Raw genomic sequence first — 17,511 nt, 5'->3', positions numbered from 1 at the left:
GTTATACTTGTAATGTGTCGGTAAGTGGTAATTTGGTTATCATATTACATGAAACAATTTATTAACTCATATTTCGGAGCAGCTTCCATGAACTAAGCTTTGGCTTAAGATGTGCGTAATGCTTCGCAAAACTTAAAGGAGGAACAATATCATGGCTATCGTGAACGTGTCTGACCAATCCTTCAGTAACGAAGTGGAAGGTCAAGGTACTGTAGTAGTAGACTTCTGGGCTCCTTGGTGTGGTCCTTGTAAAATGCTCGCTCCAATCTTGGATGAATTGTCCACAGAGCTGGGAGACGACGTGAAAATTGCAAAATTGAATGTGGATGAGAATCCGGAAACGGCTTCCCGTTTTGGTGTTATGAGTATCCCAACTCTGATCTTCTTCAAAGATGGTCAACCGGTAGATAAAGTTGTGGGACTGAACTCCAAAGAATCCCTGAAAAATATCGTAGCAAAACATCAATAATTGATAGATGCTACTGTTCGGGCCTCGGCCCTGCCACTCAGCGCCTTCGGTTCATTCCGGAGGCGTTTTGTGTGCTGAATGCCAACTAATCATGGGTCCAATTTAGCTGGAGGGGATCATTTTGGACAATATCCGCAATAAACTGGCACTACTACCCGATCTGCCTGGCTGCTATCTGATGAAAAATCAGGAAGGCACTATTATTTATGTGGGCAAAGCGAAGGTACTTAAGAATCGGGTACGCTCTTATTTTACAGGCAGTCATAATGGTAAAACGCAGCGGCTTGTCGCTAATATTGCTGATTTTGAATATATCGTTACGTCCAGTAACATGGAAGCGCTCATTCTAGAGTGTAATCTGATTAAGAAACATATGCCGCGTTATAATGTGCTTCTAAAAGACGACAAGACGTTTCCTTATATAAAAATAACGAATGAAACTCACCCGCGCCTTGAGGTTACACGCCGGGTGATTAAAGATAAAGCAAAATATTTTGGCCCTTATCCTAATGCTTATGCTGCTCAGCAGACAAAAAAGCTCCTAGATCGTATGTACCCGCTTCGTAAATGCGGCGTGATGCCAAAGGAGGTCTGTCTTTACTATCACATGGGCCAGTGTTTGGCACCGTGTGAGAAGGAGGTTCAGAAATCCGAGTATGAGCAGATTACGCAGGACATCGCTGCTTTTCTAGGCGGAGGTCATGAGGCGGTCAAAAAGGATTTACAGCAAAAAATGCAGGAAGCTGCTGAGGAATTATATTTTGAGCGGGCGAAGGAACTGCGGGATCAGATTATCCATATCGATGCATTAATGGAGAAGCAGAAGATCAACACTACAGATACTAAGGACCGGGACGTATTTGGTTATGCTGTAGACAAGGGATGGATGTGTGTACAGATTCTGTACATGAGACAAGGGAAGATGATTCAGCGCCATTCCTCCGTGTTCCCGTTCTATGGTGAAGCCTACAGTGACTTTATGTCTTATGTGACGCAGTATTATAGTGATAATCCCGCTTTGCCGCAGGAGATCCTGCTGCCGGATGTGCTCGATGAGGAATCTCTGGCTAATAAAGAGACTAAACCCGAGATCGCCATAGCTGCTCCAGCAGAAGCGGATTTACAACAGGGTGAAGATACCCCTGAATCGGCTGAAGAGGCTGAGGCACGTGCGACGGCGGCGGAGGAAGCTGCGGCAGCTGGGATCGTGGATGCCGCTGGCGGCGCCTCCATTCTGCAGGAGTGGCTGGGCATTAAGGTGCTTGTGCCACAACGCGGTCTTAAGAAGCAGATGGTTGGCATGGCTTGCCAAAATGCAAGAGTGGCTATCGACGAGAAATTCCGGCTGATTGAACGGGATGAAGAGCGTACCTCTGGAGCAGCGATCAGCTTAGGCGAGAGCTTGGGGCTTGAACGCTTGAGCCGTATTGAGGCGTTCGATAACTCGAACATTCAGGGGACTAATCCGGTCTCAGCGATGGTTGTCTTCATTGATGGTAAGCCTGCACGAAAAGAGTACCGTAAATATAAGGTTCGTACGGTGGTGGGTGCGGATGATTATGGAACGATGCGCGAGGTCATTCGGCGGCGATATGAGCGGGTATTGAAGGAGAATCTTCCGATACCGGATCTTATCGTGGTCGATGGAGGGAAAGGGCAAATCTCCTCTGCTATTGATATTCTGGAGAATGAGCTGGGATTATTCATTCCGGTCTGCGGCCTTGTTAAGGATGATAAGCATAAGACGGCTCAGCTTTTGGTTGGAGATCCGCCAGAGCCTGTCGCGCTAGCCCGGGACAGTCAGGAATTTTACCTTTTGCAGCGGATTCAGGATGAGGTCCATAGGTTCGCGATCACCTTCCACCGTGAACAGCGCGGGAAGTCCATGGTTACCTCCAAGCTGGACTCTATACCTGGTATAGGTGAGAAGCGCCGTAAAGCGCTGCTAAAGCATTTCGGATCGCTTAAGAAAATTAAAGAAGCCTCCGTGGATGATTTCCGTACACTTTCTATTGGAGAAAAGCTGGCAAAACAAATTCTTGATGCGCTCAAGGATGAAGAGCCAACCTCATAGTAATGGTGACAAAAGAAAAAGGGTATCAAAGCAGCGACTAAAGCGGCTTTGATGCCCTTTTTTAATTTCATTACGTCTTCACATTAGTTTAAATCAAAGAAGAAGGCTCCACCGGCTTAGGCTTCTGTGGTGGATTAAATCGATAGACGATGTAAGCGACTATGAACGGCATAATAATCGCGAAGATACCCGCGCCTACATTTACGCTCTCCTTCATAAAGATCAGCGTAGCGCCCATCAGGATGCTGTCAAACACGACGTGGCTGAACATGACAGCAATAAACCCGTAACGAAGGAAAATATAGCTGAACAGCAGCCCGATTACAGTCAGCTCAATGGGACGGGAGCTGATGGGATAGATCGGATATAACGTATGGCCAAACGCCCAAACCAGCGTGGTGATCAAGCAAGCGATAAAAGTGTTCCGGAACACCTTTTTCAGCATAGGAATTCCGAAAAAGCGATAAATGGCTTCCTCAGATAAACCAGCGAGCCATGCGACGATAGGCAGAAGCCAAGCATATCTCATGTTATAAGGAGATTGGGTGGCGTCTGTAGTAGACCAATTGTGCAAGGTAAACGATAATATGATGAACATAACCGTCTGCACCCCTAGCAGAACGAAAGCCCAGATGTATCCAGCCCGGATACTGTCCAACACATATTGTCCATAGCCGGGCTCTTTGGCGCGGGGCCAAGGGTTCATGCCTTCCTCTTTTCGCCATAGGCCATTACCGCCCACTAAAGAGAAGTAGAGCAAGGAGGACATCAGCAGGCTGTACAAAGCATAAATGATAAACATAATGACAGAGGTAATCTGTGCTTCTAGCCCTTCGCCCGTTGATTCAGGCAGCATATTATAGGTGCTGATCATCATGATTACAAAATAGGCTGAGCTTAGGAATACTCCACGTTTAAAGGAAGTATGCTCTCTTCTAAGAATACTGTAGACGAGTGCCAGAATTCCTAAAATCAGTGTGGGTATACCGTAACCGAATAATGTTAGCTTTTCCGCTAAAGAGGTCTGTCCTTGTACGTAGGAGGTATGCCAAGCCGGTGCAGTGAATCCGGCATTAAAGCTGGATACCTGCTCTCCACTGAAATCAAAATAATAGTGCAATAAGGATTCGCCGACCTGAACAGTACTATCCGTATACACTAGCCCATGGCTTCCTGTATTCGATTCAATTTGTAGCTTGGCAGGATTTACTTCCCATTCCTGAAGCCAAGGACGAGCAAGATTCTCCTTCTGCGCTAGAGTGAGGTCAGCTCCCTTGTCCTCTTTTGCACCAACGGAAGCGATGCCTGACCCCTCTTCGGAGGTAACTTTTGCAGCCTTTGAGAAAGCGACAATCTTACCGTTATACATATTGAGGTCAACGATGATTTGCGGCTCTTGCTCCGCTGAAGGAGTAAGCGTTGCACGAAAGACATCAAAAGGATATTTTTGATCCAATTTTTTCTTGGTGTAGTCCTCCACAAGCTTCTCGCGAGACATATAACCATAAAAGGAAGAGTCCGTCTGGTAAAGTACATTCCATTGATCGTTTGGTGCTTCGGTGTAGTTGAGCTTTTGTTCTGCGAATAATATGGCTTGATCACGGGCTTCTGCCTTGCTAATGACGGTGGTATCTTCACCTGTAGGACTACTAAGCAGTGAAGGGGAAATCTGAAACATAATAAATAGAATAAGACCGATAATGCCCGAGATGATGAGCCTCTTGGAGAGGGCACGTTGCTGTAAGGGCTGGCCGACGGGATTCATGTAACGCCTCCTTGTTATGTACTGTGACAATGTTATGTTCCATTATAGTATTAGTGCCTGGTTGGTTACAAAAAACATTATATGTTCTTTTTATGGGTAATAGAGATAGTATAGAATAGTCATGTGAATTTATACCATGAATTTTATCGTGTTCATTTCTGCACGAATGATGAGAATCGGTGTAATTGCAGGGAAAACACGGAAAAGTGATGAGAAAAGGCACTCCTTTTGATGCAGTCTCTTTAAACCGCATTTTTTCATGTGAATGAGCATTAATTGTGTCTTTGTGAATTCACTAAATAACGTATATAATTTGTATGCAATTGTATAGTAGCCGAATTTCTGGTGAAAACGGGGGAACCATAAGAAGTGATGAAAAGTGGAGTGTACACGATAAATGGCACTTTCATCAGGGGTGAATTTCGTTCTGGGAACGAATAGGGCAGCCTGCACAGTCCGAATCCGACAGCTAACCTCGTAGGCTAATTTACTGCAGGAACCAAGTCAGCATTGGTTTTCCAGTGCTTTTTTTGTTGGAATTTTTGATAAGAAGGTGAGCAAAGTGGCTTCACAGTTTCGCAGGATTTCTGAATTTAAGTTTCTGAAGCTCTCGCCGCCGCAGATACTGGTGCTTGGTTTTGCATCGATCATTCTGATAGGGGCCCTGCTGCTTATGCTGCCCATCTCAAGCACAAGCGGGAATTCCGTGGAATTTATTGATGCATTATTTACTTCAACGTCGGCAACCTGTGTTACAGGGCTTGTTGTGCTGGATACCGGAACTTCGTTCACGATTTTTGGGAAAACCGTAATTATGATCCTGATCCAGATCGGCGGCTTAGGTTTTATGACCATGGCCACTCTATTTTCACTGGTGTTAAAGCGTAAAATATCTTTGCGGGACAGGCTAATCCTACAGGAAGCCATGAATCAAGGCTCTATGGAAGGAATTGTGCGACTGATCCGGAGAGTCCTCATATATTCTCTTGTCATAGAAGGCTGTGCCGCTGTGCTGCTGTCTATTCGCTGGGCTTTTGATATGCCGTTGGGAAAAGCGATTTATTATGGCATATTTCATGCGGTGTCTATGTTTAATAATGCGGGGTTCGATATTTTTGGGGATTTTCGCAGTTTAACTGATTATGTATATGATCCGCTTGTGAATATTATTGTAATGTTTCTGATTGTCTCCGGCGGGATTGGTTTTATTGTAATGTCAGATCTGGTGGAGTTTCGGGTAACCCGCAGGCTGTCTCTACATAGTAAAGTTGTCCTGTCCACCAGCACAGGGCTGATTCTGATCGGAGCTTTGGTTATTTTTATATTTGAGTTTACTAACACTCGTACCCTGGGTTCACTGAATTTCGGCGGTAAAATATTATCGGCCTTCTTTCAATCCGTGTCTCCCCGTACGGCTGGCGCGAACACAGTAGATATTGCTGGACTTCGGCAGGCTACACAATTTTTTATAGTGATTCTTATGTTTATTGGTGCTTCTCCGGGCTCAACGGGCGGCGGGATCAAGACAACAACCTTTACAATGATGATTGGTGCTGTAATTGCTATGCTGCGTGGACGGGAAGATGTTGTGTTGTTCCGTTATCGGCTGGCTCAAGAGCGCATCTACAAGGCATTAACGATCACGCTGCTGGCTTTGTTGTTAATCGCCTCTGTGTCGATGATACTCTCCACAACTGAAGACAGTAATTTCTTGGCAATCTTGTTTGAGACGACCTCCGCCTTTGCTACGGTAGGACTGACTATGGGGCTAACTCCGGAACTGTCAGCGATCGGTAAGATTCTACTCTGTCTGACGATGTTTGCAGGTCGGCTAGGTCCACTAACCTTAGCGTATGCACTCGGTCCCAAACAGGGTAAACCACTGTATAAGTATCCGGAAGGTAAAATAATTATTGGATAGGAGTTAATTAGAAATGAAAGCACAGCAATTTGTAGTAATCGGCTTAGGTCGCTTCGGTTCAAGCCTGGCGCTTGAGCTGATGGAAATGGGCTACGAGGTGCTCGGCATTGACCACCATGAAGAACGCGTGGAGGAAATGAGCGATCAGCTGACGCATACGGTAGTAGCAGATGCTACAGATGAGGGAATTATGCGCTCGCTTGGTGTACGGAACTTTGATTGTGGGATTGTTGCGATTGGTGACAATATGGAGAGAAGCATTCTGGCGGCCATTTTGTTGAAGGAGATTGGAGTCAAGCAAGTGGTGGCTAAGGCAATCTCTATCCTTCATGGCCGCGCACTGTCGCGGCTGGGGGTTGATCGGGTTATTTTTCCGGAGCGGGATATGGGGATTCGTGTGGCACATCAGCTGGTGACGCCCAATTTGCTGGATTATATTGAACTGTCCAAGGATTATAAAATTGTCGAGCTGACCGTACCTTCCTGCATGAACGGCAGAAGCTTGTCTGATTTAAATACAAGAGCTAAATATGGCTGCAGTATTGTTGCCCTAAATAGGGAAAGCGGAATAATCGTCGCTCCAACTGCCCATGATTATTTGAGTGAAGGCGATGTTATGGTACTCATTGGTCCTAATGAAAGTATTGACCGTTTTGAGAGTGAAGTTGTGAACCAAGAATCATAGAAAAAGAAGCTGACTCAAAAGTAGTGAATTCTACTTAGGGGCAGCTTCTTTTTTATGGAGTAAAGAGTAGGAAACGTATTGGATTTTAATATGCCATATGACTATAGACCATGCGTAGTGTTCTAAGATATTGCTTTGGGGGTAGGCGAGTTGCTAGGTGTGATATTCGTACGGCTGTAGTAGATGATTTGTGGTATCTGTGACGGTGCATTATGGGCGATATGCGTTCTTTGTTTGTACGATGTACAGAGTGGGTGTGAACTAATTAGGAAAACCTCCCTAAAAATAGCCGCTATTCGCTCTAAATGAACGACATCAGGGAATTCCTCCCTAATAAACAGAGGGATTCCTTTATTAGTTAGTTACTGAATCGGCCGAAAATTAGGGAAGTTTTCCCTAATTATAAGTCTGCTGAACAGAAATCTCTGAACTTCAGGGAGAAATTCTCTAATTACGCTATAAGTACTTCACTTATTGCCTCATTTGGAGATCACTAGGTGCGCCCCTTGATTCATTTGGTCCGGCTTTACTGCTCACGTTCTGTCAGAAACATCTCTTCGGTAACTTGCACCAGACTGCGAGCCGCCGTGCTCATGCTTCCATCGTCACGGTAGATCAGGCAGGTGGTCCGTTGAGTCTGCTCCAGCTCCTTGATATGTAAGGACACCAGCCCGCCGCCGTTCAGCAGCTCTGGACGCAGATAAGACTTTGGCAGCAACGCAGCCGCTTTGACAGTCGGAAGCAGCCGTACGATGGCTTCGAAGGAGTCAATCTCCATGCGCACATCGGGATCAATCCCGCAGCGCTGGAATAGATCGTCCGTCAGACGCCGGTACCAGGTCCCCTTTGAGAAGAGAATCATAGGCAGCCGGGATAGATTATCCATGGTTAGCTTGGAAGATAAATTTAAAGGATGCTGCTCTGAGACGACTAGTCGCAGTTGATCCTCAAATAGAGAAATGCAGCGCAACCCAGGTTCTTGAATAGAGGAAGCGATCAGACCTACATCTGATTTTCCCTCACTAACTGAGGATACGATCTCATGCGTTCGGCCTGTGATCAGCTTCAGCTCTGCGGTCGGATATTTGTCCATATAAGCGTTTACCAGCGGCGGAAGCGTGGTCTGCAGGGAGGTAAGACTAGCCCCCAAGGTGACAAGCCTTGGCTCCCCCTCTTTGAATTTGGAAAGAGCCTCCAGAAACTTGGAACGCTGCTGCCGTTGTTCAAGCGCATAGGAATAAGTGAGACGCCCAACCTCGGTTAACTCCAGTCGTTTGCCATAACGATTAAACAGTGCAACCCCCAGACGTTCCTCGAGTTTAGAAATTTTGCGAGACAAGGCGGGCTGGGATAGATTGAGCTGGCGTGAGGCCCGGTTTAAGCTGGAATGTTCCACAACTGCTGCAAAAACATCTAAATCGTCAAACATAATTGAGTTCCTCTCCTAATGCGATGTACGATCAGTAGTGATGAAATTCATAGCCGTAAGAGTAACTGTTCTTATTACATAAGGAAAATCAGGTTATGTCGGAAAATGTTGTTTTGCTAAATGAGAATTATTATCATATAAAATCTATTCTTATGCGTTTATTGTATAACGTTTAATAATTAGATTGCAATTCCCTTATAAGCGAAAAAAGAGTAACATGAAAAGTGACACAAGATATTCACATTTTGTGAAAAATAAAACTAAGTCCGGTAAACTCTAGGATAACGGTAAATTAAGGAATTATGTCATTGGATTGTCAACGTTATCCTGTGTCAAATGTAGTTCCGGCGGTGAATACCCATTAATGAAAACGCTGTTTTAATCGGAAAGGGGTTACTTTGTATGAAAGGATTTTATTCCAGAAAGATTCATTCCTTGCTAGGCGTTATCCCACTTGGAGCCTTCTTCATTGAGCACATGATGACGAATTTTGCGGCTGTAGAGGGTGGCGCTTCCGGTTTCACTGACAGCGTGTTATGGCTGAACAGCCTGCCGCTCGTCTTCTTCCTGGAATTGTTCGGTATATGGCTTCCTCTGCTGTACCATGGGGTATACGGACTTTATATTGCGTATCAATCCAAGCCGAACTTGAACCGTTTCAACATTGAAAGAAACTGGCGTTATACCCTGCAACGGATTACAGGTATTGTTACCTTCATCTTTATCGTCTGGCACTTGTTCCAAACACGGGTTCAGGTGGCGGTGGGTAATGTGGAGCATGAAGAATTAGGCGGTCTGATGCATGATATCGTGACTCAGCCACTTCTGCTGACACTGTATATTATCGGTATCGTTGCTGCATGCTTCCACTTCTCGAACGGTCTCTGGTCTTTCTTGATCAGCTGGGGAATTACCGTAGGTCCACGTGCACAGCGGGTATCTTCTTACCTCTGTCTTGGCATATTTGTATTAGTAACTTTCATGTTCCTGATTTCGCTGGTTACTTTCCGTGACAGTGAATTTCAAACTGCAGCAACCATTGCCCAGTCCATAAAGACCTTCATTTAATTTAAGAATCCTTTCTGATATTTTCGATAAAAGGAGTGAACTATCATGGCAACATCCGATATCATTATCGTGGGCGGCGGCCTGGCCGGCCTGATGGCTACCATCAAGGCAGCGGAAGCTGGTGCGCATGTCCATTTATTCTCATTAGTTCCTGTAAAAAGATCACACTCCGTATGTGCGCAAGGCGGCATCAATGGCGCTGTAAATACCAAAGGTGAGGGCGACTCCCCTTGGGAGCATTTTGATGACACCGTCTATGGCGGTGACTTTTTGGCGAATCAGCCGCCGGTTAAGGCGATGTGTGAAGCTGCGCCAGGTATCATTCACCTTATGGACCGGATGGGCGTTATGTTCAACCGTACGCCGGAAGGCCTGCTCGACTTCCGGCGTTTCGGCGGAACGAAGCGGCACCGTACAGCTTTTGCCGGCGCGACTACAGGCCAACAGCTGCTGTACGCGTTGGATGAGCAGGTGCGCCGCTGGGAAGCTGAAGGTCTCGTAACTAAACGCGAGAACTGGGAGTTCCTTTCAGCTATCATCGACGACGAAGGTGTATGCCGAGGCATCAGTGCCCAGAATCTTAAGACGATGGAGATTGAGACTTTTCCTGCGGATGCTGTTATTTTGGCAAGCGGCGGGCCGGGTATTATTTTTGGCAAAACAACGAACTCCGTTATTAATACAGGGACAGCCGCAAGTGCGGTGTATCAACAGGGCGTACATTATGCCAACGGAGAATTTATCCAGATTCACCCAACGGCTATTCCGGGAGATGACAAGCTCCGCCTGATGTCGGAATCGGCACGTGGCGAGGGCGGCCGTATCTGGACTTATAAAGACGGGAAGCCGTGGTATTTCCTCGAAGAAAAATATCCGTCCTACGGTAACTTGGTGCCGCGCGATATTGCTACACGTGAAATTTTTAATGTGTGTGTGGATCAAGGGCTGGGCATTAATGGCGAGAACATGGTGTATTTGGACCTGTCTCACAAGGATCCGAAAGAGCTGGACGTGAAGCTTGGCGGGATTATTGAAATTTACGAAAAATTCATGGGGGATGATCCCCGTAAAATACCAATGAAGATCTTCCCGGCTGTGCACTATTCTATGGGCGGCATGTGGGTTGATTACAATCAAATGACGAACGTTCCGGGTCTTTTTGCAGCCGGAGAATGTGAATATCAATATCACGGAGCGAACCGTCTAGGCGCCAACTCTCTGGTATCTGCTATTTACGGCGGTATGGTCGCAGGACCAAAGGCTGTTGAATACATTAAAGGTCTGAAGAAATCATCGCAGGATATCTCTTCTTCCGTATTCGATAGCTTCCACAAAAAGCAAACGGACAAATATGAGTCTCTATTGGCAATGTCAGGGACAGAGAATGCTTATGTGATCCACAAGGAACTGGGCGAATGGATGACCGCTAATATGACCGTGGTGCGGCACAATCCGAAGCTGGAAGCGACCATTGGTAAAATCAAAGAGCTTAAGGAGCGTTATCGCAAGATCAATATGAATGATGCATCGCGCTGGAATAACCAAGGTGTGGCCTTCACTCGCCAGCTCTGGAATATGCTGGAGCTGTCCGAAGCGATGACACTTGGAGCGCTTATGCGGAATGAGAGCCGTGGTGCACATTACAAACCGGAATTCCCGAATCGTAATGATGAGGAGTTCTTGAAGACCACAAAAGCAGCCTGGACTGCAGAGGGTCCACAAATCTCCTACGACGAAGTGGATGTCTCGCTGATTCCTCCACGGGTACGCGATTATTCGAAGGATTAATGCTTTCCAGTAACAGAATAGCTTGCGAGGCAAGCTTCATGAAATAAAATCAGGCAATTTTAGGAGGGAACCATTATGGCGGAAACAGCTGCAGCTCCCAAAAACGTAAAGTTTATCATCACCCGCCAGGACGATCCACAAAGTTCATCGTATGTCGAGGAATTTGAACTTCCTTATCGTCCAGGTATGAATGTGATCAGTGCTTTGATGGAAATTCAGCGTAACCCTGTGAATGCCAAAGGTGACAGCACAGTTCCCGTATGCTGGGATTCCAACTGTTTAGAAGAAGTGTGCGGAGCTTGCTCCATGGTGATTAATGGCAAACCCCGCCAAGCCTGCGCTGCACTTATAGACAATCTGGAGCAGCCTGTACGAATTGAGCCTATGAAGACATTTCCGGTGGTGCGTGACTTAGTCATTGACCGTACCCGGATGTTCAATGCACTAAAAAGGGTGAAAGCATGGATTCCGATTGACGGTACATACGATCTTGGACCGGGACCGCGGATGCCGGAGAAAAAACGGCAGTGGGCCTATGAATTATCCAAATGTATGACCTGTGGCGTATGTTTGGAGGCTTGCCCGAATGTCAACGAAAAGACGGATTTCATCGGACCGGCAGCCATTTCTCAAGTACGTCTGTTCAATGCTCATCCTACAGGTGAAATGAACGCTGACGAAAGATTGGATGCTCTGATGGAGGATGGCGGGATCGATGGCTGTGGTAACTCACAGAACTGTGTACGCGCTTGTCCAAAGGGAATACCTCTTACGACATCCATTGCAGAAATTAACAAGCAAACAACGAAGCATATGTTCAAACGTTGGTTAGGTGTGTAATTAATAGTACCGCCAAATGTTTATCTATTGAGCTATCCTCAAAGTGGATTCCATTCGCTGGGGGGTAGCTTTTTTTATGTTGTTATGACTCTCTTATCTGCTTGTGGCGGGAAAGTCTTGCAGGGCTGGAGCAGGTTCAGAACATTGACCAATTTATGCTATAATATCCATTGTTAACGTAATGTTAGCTGTGGAACAAGGAGGAATAATCGTGATTTGTCGGGAGCAAGATGGAGCAATTGTAATGGTTAAGCAGCATGATCACGGGAAACTTGCCGGAGAGCTGGCCATTGGGTTCAAAGAGCAGCATGTGCCAACTGAAGGACGCCGGGAAGAGGTACTGTGGGCAGTAGCCCAGCATGATAGGGGTTGGATTGATCTCGATGAGACCCCTTTCTGGAATGATGCGGAGCAAGCACCCTACACCTTTATTGATTTTCCTGTAGTGCCTAAGTTGACCTTTTATAAGCGTGGATTAGATGAGATCGAGGAACACACACCGTACGGAGCGTTGCTGTGCAGCTTGCATTTTGAGCGGCTTATTAAGATTGCGGGACTCGATTATCCAGAACTTACATTGTATCAAGAACATGAAGAGGAACGCAGAGCACGTATCCATCGGGAACTTGAAGCTTCCAAGCCTATTGGGGAAGATGAGCTGTATTATGATGCCCGCCTTTTAGAATTCTGCGATGATCTGTCCTTGTATTTGGCCTTAAATGAGCCAGGGTGTCCGAAATCAGAGGAGCATCCATGGTGGCGTGAAGGGTTCTCAGGTACTGAAGATTTCAGTTTTACGTCAGGTCGTGTTATCACAGCGGAATGGGAGGATAAGTCAACGTTAATGCTTGAACCGTTTCCTTTTGAAAAAACGCTGGAAGTAGCATTTATGCTGAGACGAGTTCAAAAATCAGAAATCGCAAAAAAAGGGATTGCACGCGCTTACAGCGAAACTCCGGAAGAAGAATGCCGGATTGTTCTAACTGCCCGGAATAATATATAAGTTATTATTTGGACCATCTGTTTTTCGGGGAAAAGGTAAAGAAAGGAGAATCTCCCTATGAAGATACAATCGTCTGGGGCTTCTCCCAATAAGAATGGCGATAAGATCCACAAGGACACCTCTAAGGGGCGTTCTGGTGGCGAGTCAACAATTACCCGCCGGCAGTTCCTGACTCGGGGTGCGGCTGCTGTAATCGGCGCAGGATTGCTTACAAGCGGATATGCATGGCAGGGGGAGCCAAACTGGATTGAGGTCACTAAGCTGGACTTGCGCTTTAAGGAGCTTCCTTCCGCTTTTTCAGGGATGAAGCTTGTTCATTTCAGTGATACGCATCTCGGATTTAATAAGGATGCCAGGGATCTGGCCCGACTCGCTAAACATATAAGCAAAGCTGAACCAGATCTTATTTGCTTCACGGGTGACATTGTGGACAGCGATCCTGAGGATCTTGTTGAAGCCGTACCGGTGCTGGCAGCGTTAAGTGCGCCATTGGGTAAATTTGCGATATTAGGCAATCATGATTACAAGAATACCCAGCTGGTTACCGAGCTGCTGGAGTCTGCGGGCTTCCGGGTGCTGAGGAATAAATCCTACCTTCTAAAAAGAGGCGGGGCAGTCATGGCGGTTACGGGTCTGGATGATCTGTTACACGGTAAACCCGACCCAGCGAAAGCCATTACTGGTGTTCCTGAAGGAACCTTTAACGTCCTTTTGATGCATGAGCCGGATTATGCGGATACCGCACAGGCCTATTCATTTGATCTACAGCTTTCCGGGCACAGTCATGGCGGACAAATTCGCCTGCCCTTTATAGGTGCGCCATTTACACCTTATGGATCGCTTAAATACATAAATGGATTGTATTATACAGAAGACAAAGCCATGCCTGTGTATGTGAATAGAGGGTTTGGAGAGACATACATGCCATTTCGGTTATTGTGTAGGCCAGAATTAACGGTTCTGACGCTGCATCGGTCCATGAGCTGATTAGGCTGGAATTTTAGCTGCACGGAAGGGGAGAGAAGATGAGCACCTATGGAGCAGTGTTGTTAGAGACACAACATGGTTTAGCGGTTGATCTGAGGCTGATCATGCCTGAGGATGTTTTAGCTTTGCGGCAGCTGCTCTCCCATCCAGATGTGCAGCGCCATATTCTAGTACGCTCCGGCCCTGGATCAGTATCTGCCCAGGTGGAGAAGCTGGTAAACCGGATGTTATTTGCCTTCGATCCTTGTGCGCTGCATGCCGGGATCTATTTAAAGGGGCAGCAGCGGTTGATCGGTATAGTGGCTTTGCAGAATTGGAACCGCCGTGAGGGCACAGCTACCTTAGGATATATGCTGGACCCGGCATGGTGGGGATGCGGGCTGGCGACGGAGGCCGTGGGTTTGTTCTTGAACTATAGTGTTCATACCCTTGGGATAACAAGGATCGAAGGACGCTGCACAGGAGATAATATTAGATCGGAACGTGTGATGCTCAAGAACGGTATGAAGCTGGAGCGGGTGATGCCCAAAGTCGGCTCCTTGGACGATGTAATGAAAGTATTCACATTGTTACACAAATGAAATAATGCCGTTATCAAACTCTAACAGTGTGCGGTTAAACTAAGTACATGACCCCCTTTTAAAAATATACTGCTTTGGGACCCGATGATTCGGGTCCATTTTTTTTGTTTGAAAAGAGTAGCGTAAGTGATTGGCAGTACCGAATCCGATCGTTTATGATTAACATACTATGGAGTGGAATGACCAAGGAGGCGTAACATTTTGAATGAAGTGGTACAAACATTAAAAAATCATCGTTCTTTCCGGCAATATTCAGACCAGCCTGTGGAGCCAGAGAAGCTACAATCAATGATTGAATCGGCTCAAGCCGCACCGTCATGGGTTCATGGACAGCAGGTATCGATAATCGCCATCAAAGATCCTGCGCGTAAGCAGCAGCTTTCAGTTTTGTGCGGAAATCAGAAGCATGTAGCGGCAGCACCGGTTTTTTTGGTGTTTTGCATGGATTTTTATAGAGCTAAAGTAGCTAGTGAGCTGGAAGGCAAGTCTTTTGAAGCCGTAAAAGATGTGGATGCGCTTTTGGTTGGAGCTACAGATGTGGGAATCTCATTGTCTAACGCGATTGCAGCGGCGGAATCCATGGGACTGGGCATCATTCCTATTGGGGGTGTGCGCCGCAACACAGCGGGTGTGATTGAACTGCTGAAGCTGCCGGAGTACGTATTCCCTGTCGTCGGTCTCTGCGTGGGATACCCAGCGGAGGAGGTTTCTCAGAAGCCGCGGCTGCCGCTGGAAGCTATATTTCATGAGGAGCAATACAATCCGGATGTACAAGGCCTCCTGGAAGCATATAATCAAACCCACCGTGAATTCTTGCAGCAGCAGGGGATGACGGAGAGAGATTGGACCAGTACGATTGCTCATTTTTATGAGATCAACCCGGAATATGGAGATGCGAAACGTACGCTGAAACAACAAGGTTTTAGCTGTGATAATCTGTAAATAAACAAAAAAATGCACCAAGCTGAGATTGGTTTAAGGGAGGTTGAACCCTGCCCCTAAACCAATAACGCTTGGTGCATTATTTAATTTCTCGCTTTAACGCTTACCGTCCTTATAGGGACGGTGAAGGCGTTTAGGCTTGATTACAGAGAAACTTTGACTTTTTGGCGCTGCTTGTAATAAACCCAGTGTGTAAAGCCTATTGCTTTGAGCTGTGCAGCTACCGCATCCCGATCCTCGGCGACCCGGGAAGGCTTATGTGCATCCGAACCAAAACTAACCTCTACGCCAAAATGTAGTGCCCGCTCCAGAATATCTTCAGAGGGATACCAGCCGCCGACCAGCTTAGTTCCGCCTGAGGTATTGATTTCGATGGCCACGCCACATTCACTGATTACACGCAGACAATCGTCAATCGGCTGAGGTGCAGGAATTTCGGAAAAAGCAGGATAATTCCCCTTCATCGCATCAATATGCCCGAGTATTTGGAACATACCACTGCGTGCAGAATCAGCAATCAACCGGTAATATTCAGACTTCACGCGGATCTTCTCATTTTTGCTAAGGTTTTTCCAGCGCCCTTTGTTAAAAATGCTGACTCCACCAACACTATGTACCGATCCAATCACATAATCAAAAGGGTAGGCGGATAATGTCTTGCTGTATATCTCAGCATGTTCGGGGAAGTAATCTGATTCGATGCCTAACAGGACGTCGATAACGCCTTCGTACTCTTTTTTGAGGGAGAGAACATCATCTACATAATTAGCAAATTCGGATTTAGCCATTGCGATTTTGGGAAAAGCCTGATCGGATGGATCTCCGAAATAGGGAGTATGATCGGAAATACCTATAACGCCCAATCCAGCGGCAATCCCAGCTTCGATATAATCTCTAATCGTTCCGTCAGCATGGCCACAGCGGAAATGATGGGTGTGTAAATCAAATTTCATCAAGAACATCTCCTTTAAACAAGGTTATGCAATCAGCTCAGAAGTAATCGGTTCCACTTTGTGGGTGGGATTTATTCAGACCCGATAAATTGGGTTTCTGGCATGCCTTTAAGATCGCTTAGGAACTGCCTCATAGCAGAGTTTACGTATTTTCCTGATTTCGTGATCACACCAACAGGATGCGTGACCTCCAGCTCAATAATTGGCACAATTTTGAGAGTGCCGGCTCGAACCTCAGCGGTAACTGACTGCTTGGAAATAATGGCGGCGCCCAAATCGAGCTCGACCATCCGTTTCACTTCCTCGCTGCTGGTCAGCTCCATAATGACCTGAGGTTGAATGCCATGTTTGTTCAGAACCTCATCCGCAAATTTACGGCCCACTGTGTCTGGTGAGAGCAGAATCAGCGGGGTTTTGCTTAAGGCTTCTATCCCAGCGGTCTTCACTTGAGCGAGAGGGTGTCTGGGAGAGACCACCAGTTCGAAGGTATCATAATACAAAATGGAAGTAGACATGCCCGGGCTACGTCCAATTAAATAACCGATGCCGACATCAACAATGCCGTTTTCGACATGCTGATAAATTTGTGATGAGGACATAGAGGAAATTGATGTTTTGATATGGGGGAACTGGTCTTTAAAATAAGATAGAATACGCGGTAAAATTTGAATAGCGATTGAGGTAGTTGTGCCTAAAACTATATGACCTTGGGGATTTTCATCAAGATCTGCAAGCCGTTCCTTAAGTTCCTCGACAATCCTCACTATTTGTTCCGCATGCTCCAGAAAGACAGTCCCTCTATCCGTTAATGTAACAGGCTGGTTTCGGTCAACCAGCTGAGTCTTGAACTCTTCTTCAAGGCTCTTAATCTGTGCTGATACCGCTGGTTGGGTCAGATTAAGCAGTTCTCCGGCCTTGCGAAAGCTCATCGTTTTGGAAATTGTTATTAGTGTCTCCAGCTGGCTGATGTTCATGGAATACCTCCTTTGGACCATCGAATTGGATG

Annotated in this window: 15 protein-coding genes and 1 riboswitch; of the genes, 11 read left to right on the top strand and 4 right to left on the bottom strand. The window is 46.4% G+C overall.

Translation table 11 applies throughout. From position 1 onward, the window contains the following. The first annotated feature begins 151 nt into the window (after positions 1–151). Together trxA and uvrC are read left to right on the top strand one after the other, a co-directional pair. Positions 152–469: a thioredoxin gene (trxA, locus tag MHB37_RS26590; protein WP_036679814.1), complete on the top strand. Its 318-nt coding sequence runs from the start codon at positions 152–154 to the stop codon at positions 467–469. A gap of 121 nt (positions 470–590) precedes the next feature. Continuing rightward, complete coding sequence (gene uvrC, locus MHB37_RS26585; protein WP_282580007.1) at positions 591–2,543, top strand: excinuclease ABC subunit UvrC; 1,953 nt, start codon at positions 591–593, stop codon at positions 2,541–2,543. 88 nt (positions 2,544–2,631) lie between these two features. Here uvrC and MHB37_RS26580 read toward each other — a convergent pair whose 3' ends face one another. Continuing rightward, on the bottom strand, positions 2,632–4,308 hold the full coding sequence (locus MHB37_RS26580; protein WP_339169666.1) for a CPBP family intramembrane glutamic endopeptidase: 1,677 nt from the start codon (positions 4,306–4,308) through the stop codon (positions 2,632–2,634). Between the two features lie 322 nt (positions 4,309–4,630). Beyond that, positions 4,631–4,806: riboswitch (cyclic di-AMP (ydaO/yuaA leader) on the top strand. 64 nt (positions 4,807–4,870) lie between these two features. Here MHB37_RS26580 and MHB37_RS26575 point away from each other — a divergent pair. Beyond that, positions 4,871–6,229 carry a TrkH family potassium uptake protein gene (locus MHB37_RS26575; RefSeq protein ID WP_249267754.1) on the top strand — a complete coding sequence of 453 codons (1,359 nt, stop codon included), beginning with the start codon at positions 4,871–4,873 and terminating at the stop codon, positions 6,227–6,229. Positions 6,230–6,242: 13 nt separating this feature from the next. Continuing rightward, entirely contained in the window at positions 6,243–6,914 is a 672-nt protein-coding gene (locus tag MHB37_RS26570; protein WP_036679808.1) for a TrkA family potassium uptake protein, read from the top strand. Between the two features lie 526 nt (positions 6,915–7,440). Here MHB37_RS26570 and MHB37_RS26565 read toward each other — a convergent pair. Then, positions 7,441–8,343 (bottom strand): LysR family transcriptional regulator, encoded by a 903-nt coding sequence (locus MHB37_RS26565; protein WP_036679806.1) that lies wholly within the window; start codon positions 8,341–8,343, stop codon positions 7,441–7,443. 402 nt (positions 8,344–8,745) lie between these two features. On the opposite strand from MHB37_RS26565, the gene MHB37_RS26560 reads away from it, so the two are divergent. The 7 genes from MHB37_RS26560 (at position 8,746) to MHB37_RS26530 (ending at position 15,552) form a co-directional block, all read left to right on the top strand. Next, complete coding sequence (locus MHB37_RS26560) at positions 8,746–9,411, top strand: succinate dehydrogenase cytochrome b558 subunit (protein ID WP_036679804.1); 666 nt, start codon at positions 8,746–8,748, stop codon at positions 9,409–9,411. Between the two features lie 45 nt (positions 9,412–9,456). Then, positions 9,457–11,199 (top strand): succinate dehydrogenase flavoprotein subunit, encoded by a 1,743-nt coding sequence (gene sdhA, locus MHB37_RS26555; RefSeq protein WP_076127961.1) that lies wholly within the window; start codon positions 9,457–9,459, stop codon positions 11,197–11,199. A 75-nt stretch (positions 11,200–11,274) separates the two neighbouring features. Continuing rightward, entirely contained in the window at positions 11,275–12,039 is a 765-nt protein-coding gene (gene sdhB, locus MHB37_RS26550; protein WP_036679800.1) for a succinate dehydrogenase iron-sulfur subunit, read from the top strand. 211 nt (positions 12,040–12,250) lie between these two features. Continuing rightward, entirely contained in the window at positions 12,251–13,042 is a 792-nt protein-coding gene (locus MHB37_RS26545) for a DUF3891 family protein (RefSeq protein ID WP_405168696.1), read from the top strand. 57 nt (positions 13,043–13,099) lie between these two features. Beyond that, positions 13,100–14,029 (top strand): metallophosphoesterase, encoded by a 930-nt coding sequence (locus tag MHB37_RS26540; protein WP_405168695.1) that lies wholly within the window; start codon positions 13,100–13,102, stop codon positions 14,027–14,029. A gap of 38 nt (positions 14,030–14,067) precedes the next feature. Beyond that, positions 14,068–14,610: a GNAT family N-acetyltransferase gene (locus MHB37_RS26535; RefSeq protein WP_076184756.1), complete on the top strand. Its 543-nt coding sequence runs from the start codon at positions 14,068–14,070 to the stop codon at positions 14,608–14,610. Between the two features lie 210 nt (positions 14,611–14,820). Further along, the gene (locus tag MHB37_RS26530; RefSeq protein WP_340012767.1) at positions 14,821–15,552 is read left to right on the top strand and encodes an NADPH-dependent oxidoreductase; all 732 of its coding nucleotides are present in this window, start codon (positions 14,821–14,823) and stop codon (positions 15,550–15,552) included. A 143-nt stretch (positions 15,553–15,695) separates the two neighbouring features. Here the strand turns inward: MHB37_RS26530 and MHB37_RS26525 are convergent, their stop codons facing one another. After that, positions 15,696–16,505: a histidinol-phosphatase gene (locus tag MHB37_RS26525; protein ID WP_405168694.1), complete on the bottom strand. Its 810-nt coding sequence runs from the start codon at positions 16,503–16,505 to the stop codon at positions 15,696–15,698. A gap of 71 nt (positions 16,506–16,576) precedes the next feature. Continuing rightward, entirely contained in the window at positions 16,577–17,479 is a 903-nt protein-coding gene (locus tag MHB37_RS26520) for a LysR family transcriptional regulator (protein WP_038573173.1), read from the bottom strand. Between the last annotated feature and the right edge of the window lie 32 nt (positions 17,480–17,511).

The organism is Paenibacillus sp. FSL H3-0286, from assembly GCF_045040705.1.
GTDB classification, from domain to species: Bacteria; Bacillota; Bacilli; order Paenibacillales; family Paenibacillaceae; genus Paenibacillus_AQ; species Paenibacillus_AQ odorifer.
The sequence above is the reverse complement of the archived record's forward strand: the minus strand, read 5'-3'. Positions and strand labels throughout refer to the sequence as shown.

Bases quoted from the DNA above. Each gene is read 5' to 3' on its own strand.
- sdhB (WP_036679800.1), top strand. From the start codon at position 11,275: ATGGCGGAAACAGCTGCAGCTCCCAAAAACGTAAAGTTTATCATCACC.
- MHB37_RS26560 (WP_036679804.1), top strand. From the start codon at position 8,746: ATGAAAGGATTTTATTCCAGAAAGATTCATTCCTTGCTAGGCGTTATC.
- MHB37_RS26535 (WP_076184756.1), top strand. From the start codon at position 14,068: ATGAGCACCTATGGAGCAGTGTTGTTAGAGACACAACATGGTTTAGCG.
- MHB37_RS26570 (WP_036679808.1), top strand. From the start codon at position 6,243: ATGAAAGCACAGCAATTTGTAGTAATCGGCTTAGGTCGCTTCGGTTCA.
- MHB37_RS26565 (WP_036679806.1), bottom strand. From the start codon at position 8,343: ATGTTTGACGATTTAGATGTTTTTGCAGCAGTTGTGGAACATTCCAGC.
- MHB37_RS26525 (WP_405168694.1), bottom strand. From the start codon at position 16,505: ATGAAATTTGATTTACACACCCATCATTTCCGCTGTGGCCATGCTGAC.
- MHB37_RS26520 (WP_038573173.1), bottom strand. From the start codon at position 17,479: ATGAACATCAGCCAGCTGGAGACACTAATAACAATTTCCAAAACGATG.
- MHB37_RS26580 (WP_339169666.1), bottom strand. From the start codon at position 4,308: ATGAATCCCGTCGGCCAGCCCTTACAGCAACGTGCCCTCTCCAAGAGG.
- MHB37_RS26540 (WP_405168695.1), top strand. From the start codon at position 13,100: ATGAAGATACAATCGTCTGGGGCTTCTCCCAATAAGAATGGCGATAAG.
- trxA (WP_036679814.1), top strand. From the start codon at position 152: ATGGCTATCGTGAACGTGTCTGACCAATCCTTCAGTAACGAAGTGGAA.
- sdhA (WP_076127961.1), top strand. From the start codon at position 9,457: ATGGCAACATCCGATATCATTATCGTGGGCGGCGGCCTGGCCGGCCTG.